Origin of the sequence: Desulfosarcina sp. BuS5 (genome assembly GCF_028752835.1) — a bacterium.
Classification (GTDB): Bacteria; Desulfobacterota; Desulfobacteria; order Desulfobacterales; family BuS5; genus BuS5.
This window is the reverse complement of sequence record NZ_CP087952.1, coordinates 1,580,429-1,592,777: the sequence shown is the minus strand read 5'-3', so window position 1 is coordinate 1,592,777 and position 12,349 is coordinate 1,580,429. Positions and strand designations below refer to the sequence as shown.

Genomic DNA, 12,349 nt, shown 5'->3' with positions numbered 1-12,349 from the left:
TAATTGATTTATTATTCGATTATTCCAAGCACGTCATCTTCACGCATGATCAGATACTCTTCACCGTCTATTTTTACTTCAGAACCGCTATATTTTCCGAACATAATACGATCACCCTCTTTAATTTCAACAGGGATCCTTTTTCCATCTTCGTTCATTTTCCCGTTACCAACAGAAATCACCTTGCCTTCGGCAGGTTTTTCCTTGGCAGAATCGGGGATAATTATTCCGCCCTTGGTCTTGGCTTTTTCTTCAACACGTTTTACTAAAATTCGATCATTTAATGGCCGTAGCTTCATTGTGCAAAATCTCCTCTTACTATTAAATTATATTATTAAAAAATCTATGTTCCGCATAAAATATCTATATCCGCATCTGGAATATAAAAAATATAACAGGTGATAATGATATAAATTTTTCCTTCCATAGAAATATCTTTCAAAAAAAATAATCACACTTCTAGGTTTGTAAAGAAAAAAATAAACAAGTAACGTTGATGCTTTTTATGAAGTTTTACCTGAAGATTTTTCAGACTTTTCAGACTTTTCAGACTTTGAAGGCGTCTTTTTCTTAACTGAATTTCCGGAAGAATTATGCTGGGATTTATTTGCATAGTCAGTAACATACCATCCGGTTCCCTTAAGATGGAAGCTGCTGTGCGAAACAAGTTTATGAAGATCCCCTGAACAATGTTTACATTTAATCAGGGGTTTATCAGAAAATTTCTGCAAAACTTCTTCGATTTTACCACATTTTTCACATTCGTATTCATAAAGAGGCATATTCTAAAATCTCCTTCCGGGCTTAAAAAATTTTTATCTCCACGCCCTTTGATAGTTTGTAGTTTGAAAGATAGTCAGTCTTTATATCTTGTCAAGACAGCCTGTTTTAAAATGTTAATTTTGCTTGAAGCCGAGGCTTGTTAATATAAGTTAAGATAAATGATTATGAAAGATTATGCATTCCCTCAACAGGTTCAGACCATTTTTTATAAAACTTCAACACAACATCAATTCCGGGCACCTTCACCCTGTCAAGAATATCACCGGTTTTTTCATGAACCCTGGTTTCTTCCGCCATCTTCTCGGCAGGCGAAGCGTCAAAGCTCTGAAGGAATTTGCTGAAGCGTACTATATGTATCAATTCATGGATTATAATATAAAGGGAAAAAGGGAAAAGCTTCATATCCGAAAACTTTTTCAGAGTGCTTATAATAGCATGATCCTGGATACATATTTTGTAAAAATCATATGTTGATGATCCAAGCAATCTGTTATTACGTTGTCCTTTAAATCGTATGACCTGTGCGAAAGGTCCGTGAACTATCTCATCAAGCTTAAGATCTGTTAAGGTTTTTATATCGTAACGCCGTCTGAGCCACTGGCTTTCCGACATTTTGTAGAAATTACTGACCAGTTCTTCAGCCATGGCAGCCGCATCATTAACAACACCTATATCTTCTGAACTAAATTTTTTCAGCATAGTATTGAAAAAAACATGGACAAACCATAATCAATAATGATAGCAAATAGTTTTCCATATTTCAAATATGATTGGAGGTGATTTGTTGAGCAGCGTCGTAAAAAAACGAAAGAAAAAGATGCGCAAGCATAAACACAGAAAACTTCTGGCACGCACACGTCACCAGAGAAGGAAAGGTAAGTAATGAATTCCGGAATTCTTTCTGCTGTTTTAAAAAAAGCGTCTCTCCCTGTAAAGCAGAGACGCTTACTGATTTATAGATTAATTATAGATTCTCACCTAAATAATTTCATTGCGTTATCGGTCAAAATCTTCTCCAGCAGGGGTTCAAAATCTTGAACCCCTACTATTCGGCATACCCCTTAAAATATTTAAAAAACTCTGAATCGGTTGAAAGTATAATAGAGCTGTTCCGGCCCAAAGCCTGATTATAGATCTCAAGGGTCTTGGTAAAGGAGTAGAATTCCGGATCAACAGAATATGCCTTGGCGAATATCTTTACAGCCCCGGCATCGGCTTTTCCCTTTATTTCCTGAGCGGTCTTATATGCCTGGGATGTTATCTTTTTTAAATCTCTCTCTTTTTCTCCAAAAATCTTCCGCGCTTCTCCCATTCCCTCGGAACGAAACTTTTCCGCTATCTGGTTCCGCTCGGCGACCATTCTTTCATAAACGGAATTTCTAACCTGTTCGACGTAATTAATCCGTTTAATTTGAACATCCACAAGTTTAATACCAAATTTTTCCAGCTTGGGGCTGGCCTGTTTAAGTATCCCCCGGGTTATCTTTTCCCTGCCGGTTGTAACGTTAAACATGGTGCCCTGTTTTTGTTGCGTCTCTTCTAATCCTAACTCATCCATTGTATCAAGCTTGCGGTTACTTGTTCGGACGGTCTCGATCAATCTGTAGGAAGTAATAAAATTTCTCACCGACGGATCTATAATGTCATCCAAACGGCCAAGAGCGCTCACGGTATTATTGACGGTCTGAAAAAATTTTACCGGATCCGTTATTTTCCACCTGGCAAAAGTATCGACCCAGATATATGTTTTATCCAGGGTAGGGATTTGACCGGGATCACCGTCCCATTCAAGGAGATTTTTAGGGAAATAATTGGCCTGCTGAATAATCGGAATCTTAAAATGGAGCCCAGGATCATTAATCGTGTCACCTTTTATCTCTCCAAACTGGGTTATAACCACCTGCTCTATCTCACTGACGGTATAAGCTGAGGCAAAGGCCAAAAGCAACGCTACAATGCAGACAATTATTGCGATATTCTTAATTTTCATTTTTAACACCATTTTTTATACCAAGATTAAGTAAGGGTAAAAGATTCTTCTGGTCCGCATCCAGAATATATTTTTGGCTAAGCTTTGGGAATAAATCTTTCATGCTTTCAAGGTATAGACGTCTTTTGGTAATATCTTTTGCCATGGCATACTCTTTATAGATTGATTCAAACCGGGATGCATCACCCTTGGCGCGGTTTATCCGGTCCAGGGCATACCCTTCAGCCGCCTTTATTGTTCTTTCAGCCTCGCCACGTGCGGCAGGTATGGCCTTATTATAATCCTTCTTGGCTTGGTAAATCATTTTCTCCTTTTCCTGTACAGCCTGATTTACCGCATTAAACGAGGCCTGCACCGGCACGGGCACATTGGTCTTTTTCATCTCTATCGTAACAACATGTATACCGGTTTCAGCCATGTCCAGTTCTTTTTGAAGCGACTCCCGGGCCTCAATCGCAATCTCCTCGCGTTTACTTATAACCTCGTTAATGCTCCGATCACCTACCACCAGCCGCATCGCCGCTTCGGACATATCAATCAGGAGTTTTCTGGGATTCTGGATTTTAAAAAGATAATCACGCGGATTCTTGATCCGATACTGGACAATCCATGGCACCAGCGCCACATTAAGATCGCCGGTAAGCATCAGGGAAACATTTAATTCCTCGCGCCCGTCCGTAAAACGGTTTCTTGTATTACTCCGTTCACCGGTAAAGCCAAATTCTTCTTTATAAACACGCTTTACCTTGACCTTGGTAACCTTCTCTATTCCAATCGGCAGCTTAAAATTAAGACCCGGCTGGCTGGTCCTGGTATATCTGCCGAATCTCTGCACCACGCCAACCTCATCTACCCCAACAGTATAGAAAGTCGAAGAAGCCAGAAAAAGTGCCAGAATAACAATTATAAGAATAGGCCCCCCGGGGAATTTAAAATTCCTGAGCTTGCCGAGTATCTCATCCATTTGCGGCGGCCCTCCGCCACTGTGCTGCTGCTGTTCCTTCAATTTATCCCAGTCCCAGTTCATAAAAAGGATCCTTATCTTAAAAATAAAATTATTAAAAGCAAAACTATTTTTTCTATAAGTTACCTAACACCTCAAGTCAAGGCAATTCTTCTGGATATTTGACATAAGCCCATGCATACCGCGGGGCCAACGATAGTAAAAAAAGTAGCAATCATTTATTATTTCGTTGTTTTTCACTTTTAGTGAATATACAAAGCAATTATCTAAAAAAGGAGGCATATATTGCAACTGGTAATAAACAGCGCCGGCACATATATTACACAAAAAGACGGCATCTTCAGGCTTAAAAATAAAGACCGAAGTTTTGATGTTTCACCTCAAAAAGTGGAATCAATAGTTGTTTCCAACCAGGCCATGATTACCACACAAGCCATTGTTGCCGCTCTCGAAAACAACATAGATATTATTTTTCTTGATGGATATGGAGATCCCATCGGCCGGGTCTGGTTTGCCAAAATGGGAAGCACGGCACTTATACGCAGAAAGCAGCTTGAAATTGCAGAAGATAAAAAAGGGCTTGAACTGGTTACGGATATGATCAGAAAAAAAATAGAAAACCAGACCGGTTTTTTAAAAAAACTTATGTATGCCAGGCCGGGCAAAGAATCTTTTTTTGAAAACCCGATTAAAATTATTGACAGCGCTCTTGCCGGCCTTGATATGTATAACGGAACCGTTGAAGATTCCCGAAACAGCATAATGGGAGTTGAGGGCACGGCATGCAGAGCCTATTTCCAGTGCCTGTCCAGGCTTATGCCGGAAAAATATATTTTCAGAGGCAGATCGCGGCAGCCGGCCAAAGATCCATTTAATGCTGTTTTAAATTACTGCTACGGCATTCTTTACTCCAGGATTGAAAAAGCCTGCATCCTGGCCGGTCTTGATCCTTATGTCGGTTTTCTGCATACCGACAACTACAATAAAAAATCGATGGTATTTGACCTTATAGAGCCTTTTAGAATTTTTGCTGAACAAACGGCCGTTTATCTTTTCACAGGCAAAAAGATTAAAGACGAATATTTTCGCACAACCGACAATGCGGTTTCTTTAAATGACAAGGGCAAACCGCTTGTCATTGACGCGATAAATTCACATATGGATGAAACCGTAAGATACAGAAAAAAAAATGTAAAAAGAAAGTACATCCCCCAGCATGAAGCCCATCGGCTTGCAAATATTCTCCTGGCCGATGAAGGTGAAAAAAGGCCGGAATGGCTGGGGATTAAGGAGTTTTAGTAAAGGATAAAAATGTCCGTTCTTGTATGGGTAATATACGATATTGTCGAGAATAAACCCAGAACCAGGGTTGCCAAAGAGTGCAAAAAGGCCGGCCTTATCAGGGTTCAAAAAAGCGTATTTTTAGGAAAGCTTGAATCAAACCGGTTTGATGAATTATCTGAAAAATGCCTTGACCTGATTGATGAAGAAACAGACAGCGTTTACCTGTTTCCCTTTTGTCAGGAAGATTTTAAAAATATAAGGGTACATGGTCAGGGGTTTGATAAAAAGCTGGTTAATGACGAGATTTTAGCGATGTTTTTTTGAAACAATAATGGGACACAGATGCACACAGATAAACACAGATGGGTTTATTTTTTTAAAAAAGTGTAAAATATTTTTGAAGTGATATGAAGGATGCCTAATATACGGATAAAATGAAAGCCGAAAACATTAATGTTTGCATTATGCTATAAGGCAGATTATCTTAAAAAGTAAGAATATATTAATTTGAAGGGCAAATGTAAAATGTATGCAAAAATATCAAAGAAGGGTCAAATAACGATTCCTAAACCAATCAGGGAAAAATTAAAAATCGAAAAAGATGGCGCTGTGTTGTTTCTTGTTGAAGACAACGAGGTCAAGCTGAAAGGTGTTCCCGGAGTTCAAGCGGAACAATTAGCCGGAAGTCTGAAAAAATATGCAAAGGGATATGTTCCCTTAAAAAAAATAAGAGAGAAAATACAGGATGAAATCGCTGATGAAACAGCAAAAGAAGGTTTATCAGATTGATTTCTATAAAAGTGAATTTGGAAATTTATTATTGATATTTCTATTTTTATAAATATAGTTACTTACAAAATCCAACACAATAAGGATTGAAACTAAATATAGTTTCTTAAAAATAGTTTTTTCATCACATCCATTAAAACAAGGATAAAAAAACATTCTATCTATTTTATGAATTTTATATGACTTCAACAAAAAAAGTGTATCTTATTGATACAAATATTATTCTCAGATACTTGCTTGATGATCATAAAGTGCATAGCCCTAAAGCAGAAGCCTTTATGTCAAAAGTCTTTGAGGGAACAAAAAAGGCCGAAATAAGGTCGTTATTTCATTTGATAACGATATGAAAAAATTAAAAGCGATCTGTGAAACTTTGTAATATCATAAGAAGATATTGATTCCACGCCGATCATTAACATCAAAAATGTGTAAAAATATGAAAAAATCAACTCTGCTGCTGAATAATATCAATTTAAGGCCATCACAGATTCATAAATTCAGAGGGTTTGTGGGAAATGAATTTAAAGAGCATGACCTTATTCATAATCATGATGAAAAAGGGAATCCCATTTATCGTTATCCATTAATACAATTCAAGCTGATCGAAAAAACGCCCGCTATTATTGCAATAACAGACAAGGCTGTAAATATTTTTGCGGAAATCTTCATGAAGCTTGATAAAATTATTATCGAAGATACGGTTATTCCTGTCTACGAAAAGGATCTGAAGGTGGAAGAGGTCGAATTCGGATACTCAGATGAAATATTCATGTATGAGTTTGCCTCGCCCTGGATCGGCCTTAACCAAAAAAATTTTAAAAAATATAATGATGCGGGGAATGATGAAAAGAACGAGATACTGAAAAAAGTAATGACAGGGAATATCCTGTCCATGGCAAAGTATCTTGACTCCTGGCTTTCACAAGATCAAAAAATTAAAATTGCTCACAAATTAAAAGAGATAAAAGTAAACCTTAAAGGCAAAAGCATGACAGCGTTTACAGGAATATTTAAAACCAATTTCTGTTTGCCCGATTATCTGGGGATCGGGAAATCAGTTTCGAGGGGGTTTGGGACTGTAAAGGTGATGATATAAGAAAAGAAGAGAAAAATTAAAATATTTTGAAGTGTGTTAAAAAGATAAAATAAGGTGAATTAAATTATGTCCGAGCTAATTGCAATTGAGGCTGTTGCCAATAAAATATTTTTTATCCGTGGTGTTAAGGTGATAATGGACAAAGATCTTGCAAATATGTATGGGGTTGAAACAAGAGTTTTAAATCAAGCCGTAAAAAGGCATGAAAAACGCTTTCCTGAGGATTTCATGTTTCAGTTTTCAAAAAGCGAATATGATTTTTTGATATCACAATCTGTGACATCAAAAAAGTCAGGCAGAGGCGGTGTCCGGAAAATGCCTTACGCATTCACTGAGCAGGGGGTTGCCATGTTGTCCGGCATTCTAAACAGCGATAGAGCAATTGCTGTTAATATTCAAATCATGAGAACCTTTACAAAGCTTCGTCACATGATTTCTGATAATGAAGATTTGAAGCGAGAACTGGCTGAATTGAGTAAACAGACAGATTAACGGTTTCAAATTGTTTTTGAAATTTTGGATCAGCTTTTGACTGTAGATGTTAAGGAAAAGAAAAAGATTGGATTTATGGTTAAAGAAAAAATCAGCGGATATGGAAAGAAGGAAAATTGATTATAAGGTAACAGAGGTGAAAGTAAACCTTAAAGGCAAAAGCGCGATAGGGTTTAAGGGAATATTTCAAACTAATTTTTTAATCATTGATTGTTTATGGATCAGGAAATAGGTTTCACGGGGGTTTGGGGGCGTGAGGAGGGTAATATAAAAAAATGTGATAAAATAGATATTTATATTGACAATCTCTATATAAACTGGAATCATTTATATGAAAAAGCATATTGATCAATTTGCATATTGATCAATATGCAAATCCAATTAAAGGTGAACTGTGATTTCCATCAAATATCCGGTTAGCGGGAAAGACTTTGTGAATAGAGTTGAACTTCTTCGCAATATCCATAAAATTTATCCTGTTGACAATGTAGCGCTGGTAGGTCCAAGAAGAATAGGCAAAAGTTCCGTTGCAGAACAATTTCTTAAAACATTAACACAGGACAATACCGTAAAATTTCGATTTAATGTTCAAAGGAATATTGGTACTCCAGGAAAATTTGCAATGCGTCTTTTGCGTTCATTTATGTTTGCTTATTATGAATGTTTAAATATTGAATCAGATTTTGCTACAGAGGACATTGTAGTAAATCCCAGAATTTTAATGGATATTTCCGATCACTTGAAGAGTAAAGTCTTTTTAAACCTTTCCCGATTTATAATCTCATATTACCCACCATCGCCTGAAAACGAAAGGGAAGTTTTAGGAAGAATATTAAAATTTATTGATGATTTTTCAATTGAGATGGGAATCAAAAGCGCAATTGTATTGGATGAGTTTCAGGAAATTGTGGATTTGAATAAATATAAAGGGTTTGAAAATGGAAATTTGCTTGGGTTTTTAGAAGATATAATTTCCAGACAAAAAAACACATGGTATCTTTTTACAGGATCGGCTGTTCGATTGATGGAAGATATTATAGCAGGTCATGCTTCGCCATTTCTTGGTAGAATAATAGAGTTTCATGTTAAACCATTTAATAAAGAAGACACAATACAACTTGTTTATAAATGTACTGAAAAACCAATAACATCCGAGGCATTACATTTCTTGTTTACCTTGTCGAAAGGGCACCCGTTTTATACGGTTATTCTTGCTGGAGCGGCATCCGGAAACGCCTCTGATTTTAATATTATTTCAAAACAGCATGTTGAGGAAGCGTTTATCGCAGAGCTTTCAGCCGGAGCGCTCGATATTCACTGTAATTATCTTTTTGAAACATCATTAAGCAGATTAAAAGGACGCGGCACGTTTCTAATGGAGATATTGAGGGAATTGTCAAACGGTAGAGCCACCTTAACTGAGTTGTCAAAAAGGCTTGGAAGGCAGACAGGGTATTTAAGCACTTATTTACGTAATTTGTATACGATAGACCTTATAGATAAAGAAAAAAAAGCCTATTACATTACTGATAGCGTTTTAACATTCTGGCTGAAAAATATTTATGGGAATGAAGAAACAGATTTACAGCATGTAAAAGAGAAAATCCAGGAAAATTATAAAGAGTATTTTGCTTCTTTAAGCTCGGAGGCAGGAATTTTTTTTGAGAGTTATTTGCGGGAGATGATAAGCAGGTTTGACGGCCAATATTATCAGGATATTTGCCTGCCGAAATTTGATGATGTTAACGGAATTAATATGTTTGACAGTAATGGCGATGTGTTTGAACGACCATCAAATATCGAAGTCGATGCTTTATGCAGGGGCGCGAAAAACTGGCTGTTTGAGTTTAAATACAGAAAAAAATCAGTGGGGAAAAAAGATATTGAGCTATTGAAAAGAAAACGGGATTTTGTAGAAAATAAGCTTGAAATCAAGATTCATAAAATTGTTTTTATAGCAAAATCAAGTTTTAGCGAGTATGCATTACAATCAGATGTTTGGTGTTTAACCATGCAGGCTATCAATAACCTTCTATCTTTGCTGAATATGAAAAAAGTATCAGAAATATTTAAGGTGAATGACCTGTAAAGACCATATCAGACAATGGTGGCAAAATGATACAATCTATTATGAAAATCGGCAGATGGGCCAGAAAAAATGATGATTCCGAGGACTTAATCAAAAATTTCATACAAAATCCCAATGAAAAAGGAAATATAAGCAAGGTTTTTGAAATAATTTTAAAACAGCATGAAAAAGACTTTGTTTACGAGAAAGTAAATGTTTCCGAATTCAGTGAAACCAAGCTGATGAAATATCTATACAGGCATGGAAGCTCAAGGGGAAGCGATGTAACCCCTACTTCAAAATTTGCAGGGGACATGGAAAAAACATTTAAGAATAAAATTCATAAATGCATTGGTGATATTGAAAAAGAAAAAACAAGTATTGGTTTAACTTCTGCTGAGCAAAAAATAATTACACAAATCAACAAGGTTCTGTCAGCATCCGAAAAAGATATTATTATAAGCCTGCAAAAACAGTTAGAAGATATTGATCAAAAAGAAGGCTTTATTTTAACACTTGTCTTTTCCGGAAACGAAGACAAGCAATACATAGGCGATATGGAACTGTTCAAAAAAATTCTGCAAAACAAGGGAAAAGAAAAATACTATAAAAAACATGGAAAAAAATCATTGGGTCAGGATCAGACATGTTCGGTCTGTCATGAAAACCAGAAAGAAGTATATGGTTTTGTTAATACATACAACTTTTACACGGTTGATAAACCGGGATTTGTTTCAGGGGGATTCAAGCAGCAGGATGCATGGAAAAACTATCCGGTATGCTGCGACTGCGCTGTAAATATGGAACAGGGAAAAAAATATCTAACTGAAAATCTCAGTTTCAGTTTTTACGGATTTAACTATTTGCTGATTCCCAAATTTATAACCGAAAAGTTAATTAACGAATCAATGGACATCCTTGAAGATGCCTTTGAACAGAAGGCATCGGAAATATTAAAATCCGGATTTGAGAAAAAATTCAGATATTGTCTTACCGATGCGGAGAATGAAATTTTTGATCTCATAAGCGAGCAGGAAGATTACATAAGTTTTGATTTCCTGTTTTATGCGGAAAAGCAGGCGGCTTTCAATATTCTCCTTCACATAGAAGATGTCCTGCCGTCTCGGTTAAAACGGCTTTTTCAAATAAAAACTCATATTGATCAAATTGATATTTTCAAAAGAGTCAAAATAGATAAAAACAATGAGGCTACAAGACTGGTATTTAATTTCGGCATTTTAAGAGATTTTTTTCCGCTAATAAGCAAAAAAAGGACTTATGACAAAAACTTTCTTGAACTTGCCGGTAAAATATTTTCATATAAACCAATAGATTATAATTTTGTTATGCAGGCTATAGTCAGGAAAATAAGGCCGGTATTCATTAATAATAAATCTACAGAAATTTTATGCTTAAAAGGCTACATGCTTTTGAACTTTCTGGCTGAGCTTGGAGTTTTGAGTAAAGGAGGTGTAAAAATGGATATTAAAATTATTGATGATCTTAAGGAAAGTTTTTCTTCTGAAGATAAAACATATTCAGAAAAAATCGAGAGATTCTTTGCTGCTCATGGAGGTTTTTTTGATTGCGCGCCCAAAAAGGCATGCTTTTTAACAGGGGTTTTAGTCAGAAAGGTTTTAAATATTCAGTTCAAAGCAAATAACGCAACTCCATTTCAAAAAAAACTGCATGGTCTAATATTGTCGGAATCAATAATAAAAAATGTTTCCAAAGAAGCTCAGGCTAAACTTGAGCAGTATAAAAAGAATTATTACAGGGAGCTTGAAACAATTATTTCCCAATACATGACTATAGGTGATAAGAATTGGCTAATAACCAATAACGAAATAAGTTTTTATTTTACTACCGGTATGAACCTGGCTGACCTTTTTAAGACAAAAAAAGAGGAGGAAGACAATGACGGACCTGACCAATAAATCCGAGCTGCTTTTTTTATATGATATAAAGGATGCAAACCCCAATGGAGACCCTCTGGATGAAAACAAACCGCGTATTGATGAGGAAACCGGACAGAATATCGTGACTGATGTGCGGTTAAAAAGAACAATCAGAGACTATCTTTTTGCGTGTAAAGGTTATAATGGAAAAAATGATAATAAGGATGATATCTTTGTAAGGGAAATAGCAGATGACGAGGGTAAAATTCAGGATGGAAAGGCAAGAGCAAGAGATTTTGATGGTGATGAGGATACTGTTCTGGAGCGCTGTATAGATATCAGGCTTTTTGGAGCTACTATCCCCAAGGAAAAAGATTCAATAACACTGACCGGGCCTGTTCAATTTAAAATGGGACGATCTTTGCACCCTGTAGTGATGAAGCATATTCAGGGCACAGGCGCATTTGCTTCTAAAGCAGGAGCCAAACAAGCGACTTTTCGTGAAGAGGATATTCTTTATTATTCTTTAATTGCATTTCACGGTATCATTAATCCAACGGCTGCAAAAGAGAGCAACGCTTCAAAAGAAGATGTGAAGCTTCTTCTTGAGGGGATGTGGGAGGGGACTAAAAATTTGATATCAAGGTCAAAATTCGGCCAGATGCCAAGGCTGCTTCTAAAGGTAAATTATAATTCCCCTCTTTTTTTTATCGGTGATTTTGATCGTCTGATAACTTATAAAAGTGATATGCCGTTTGAAAGATTGAGGGATGCACGAGACCTTGCGGTGGATATCAGCAGATTAAATACGGCCTTGGAAGCCAAAGCCGACAGGATATCCTCAATTGAATATATTATTGATTCCAGCCTTGAATTATATGCTGATGGCAAGAAGGTCGGCATCAGTGATTTAGGAAAAGGCATTCAAAAAAATGAAATAGTTTTTGAATTATAGATTGTCAGATAATAAATTTCACAAGGCCAG

The 12,349-nt window shown here is 36.4% G+C and carries 14 protein-coding genes; 9 read left to right on the top strand and 5 right to left on the bottom strand.

The genetic code is table 11. From position 1 onward, the window contains the following. Positions 1-11 precede the first annotated feature (11 nt). The 3 genes from groES to BuS5_RS07935 all read right to left on the bottom strand — a co-directional run bounded on the left by groES (position 12) and on the right by BuS5_RS07935 (position 1,482). On the bottom strand, positions 12-299 hold the full coding sequence (gene groES / locus BuS5_RS07945; protein WP_027353812.1) for a co-chaperone GroES: 288 nt from the start codon (positions 297-299) through the stop codon (positions 12-14). 204 nt (positions 300-503) lie between these two features. Next, the gene (locus BuS5_RS07940; protein WP_027353813.1) at positions 504-782 is read right to left on the bottom strand and encodes an FmdB family zinc ribbon protein; all 279 of its coding nucleotides are present in this window, start codon (positions 780-782) and stop codon (positions 504-506) included. Between the two features lie 163 nt (positions 783-945). Beyond that, positions 946-1,482 carry a hypothetical protein gene (locus BuS5_RS07935; protein WP_027353814.1) on the bottom strand — a complete coding sequence of 179 codons (537 nt, stop codon included), beginning with the start codon at positions 1,480-1,482 and terminating at the stop codon, positions 946-948. 67 nt (positions 1,483-1,549) lie between these two features. Between BuS5_RS07935 and BuS5_RS07930 the strand changes: the two genes are divergently transcribed. Continuing rightward, on the top strand, positions 1,550-1,666 hold the full coding sequence (locus BuS5_RS07930; RefSeq protein WP_084445906.1) for a 30S ribosomal protein bS22: 117 nt from the start codon (positions 1,550-1,552) through the stop codon (positions 1,664-1,666). A 162-nt stretch (positions 1,667-1,828) separates the two neighbouring features. Here the strand turns inward: BuS5_RS07930 and hflC are convergent, their stop codons facing one another. Together hflC and hflK are read right to left on the bottom strand one after the other, a co-directional pair. After that, positions 1,829-2,773 carry a protease modulator HflC gene (hflC, locus tag BuS5_RS07925; RefSeq protein WP_027353815.1) on the bottom strand — a complete coding sequence of 315 codons (945 nt, stop codon included), beginning with the start codon at positions 2,771-2,773 and terminating at the stop codon, positions 1,829-1,831. Beyond that, positions 2,763-3,800 (bottom strand): FtsH protease activity modulator HflK, encoded by a 1,038-nt coding sequence (gene hflK, locus BuS5_RS07920; protein WP_035265312.1) that lies wholly within the window; start codon positions 3,798-3,800, stop codon positions 2,763-2,765. Before hflK ends, hflC begins: the two co-directional genes overlap by 11 nt. A 222-nt stretch (positions 3,801-4,022) precedes the next feature. Here hflK and cas1 point away from each other — a divergent pair, with 222 nt between their 5' ends. The 8 genes from cas1 to cas7b all read left to right on the top strand — a co-directional run bounded on the left by cas1 (position 4,023) and on the right by cas7b (position 12,319). Beyond that, the gene (cas1, locus tag BuS5_RS07915; protein ID WP_027353816.1) at positions 4,023-5,036 is read left to right on the top strand and encodes a CRISPR-associated endonuclease Cas1; all 1,014 of its coding nucleotides are present in this window, start codon (positions 4,023-4,025) and stop codon (positions 5,034-5,036) included. Positions 5,037-5,048: 12 nt separating this feature from the next. Further along, positions 5,049-5,345, top strand: a complete 297-nt coding sequence (cas2, locus tag BuS5_RS07910) for a CRISPR-associated endonuclease Cas2 (RefSeq protein WP_027353817.1) — start codon at positions 5,049-5,051, stop codon at positions 5,343-5,345. A gap of 201 nt (positions 5,346-5,546) precedes the next feature. Continuing rightward, the gene (locus tag BuS5_RS07905) at positions 5,547-5,810 is read left to right on the top strand and encodes an AbrB/MazE/SpoVT family DNA-binding domain-containing protein (protein WP_035265317.1); all 264 of its coding nucleotides are present in this window, start codon (positions 5,547-5,549) and stop codon (positions 5,808-5,810) included. Positions 5,811-6,246: 436 nt separating this feature from the next. Next, complete coding sequence (locus tag BuS5_RS07900; protein WP_027353818.1) at positions 6,247-6,906, top strand: CRISPR-associated endonuclease Cas6; 660 nt, start codon at positions 6,247-6,249, stop codon at positions 6,904-6,906. Positions 6,907-6,972: 66 nt separating this feature from the next. Beyond that, on the top strand, positions 6,973-7,398 hold the full coding sequence (locus BuS5_RS07895) for an ORF6N domain-containing protein (protein ID WP_232223041.1): 426 nt from the start codon (positions 6,973-6,975) through the stop codon (positions 7,396-7,398). 433 nt (positions 7,399-7,831) lie between these two features. Beyond that, positions 7,832-9,487: a hypothetical protein gene (locus BuS5_RS07890; protein WP_157487378.1), complete on the top strand. Its 1,656-nt coding sequence runs from the start codon at positions 7,832-7,834 to the stop codon at positions 9,485-9,487. 26 nt (positions 9,488-9,513) lie between these two features. Then, positions 9,514-11,403 carry a TIGR02556 family CRISPR-associated protein gene (locus BuS5_RS07885; RefSeq protein WP_027353820.1) on the top strand — a complete coding sequence of 630 codons (1,890 nt, stop codon included), beginning with the start codon at positions 9,514-9,516 and terminating at the stop codon, positions 11,401-11,403. After that, positions 11,384-12,319 (top strand): type I-B CRISPR-associated protein Cas7/Csh2, encoded by a 936-nt coding sequence (gene cas7b / locus BuS5_RS07880; protein WP_027353821.1) that lies wholly within the window; start codon positions 11,384-11,386, stop codon positions 12,317-12,319. The genes BuS5_RS07885 and cas7b overlap by 20 nt, the downstream gene beginning before the upstream one ends. Positions 12,320-12,349 lie beyond the last annotated feature (30 nt).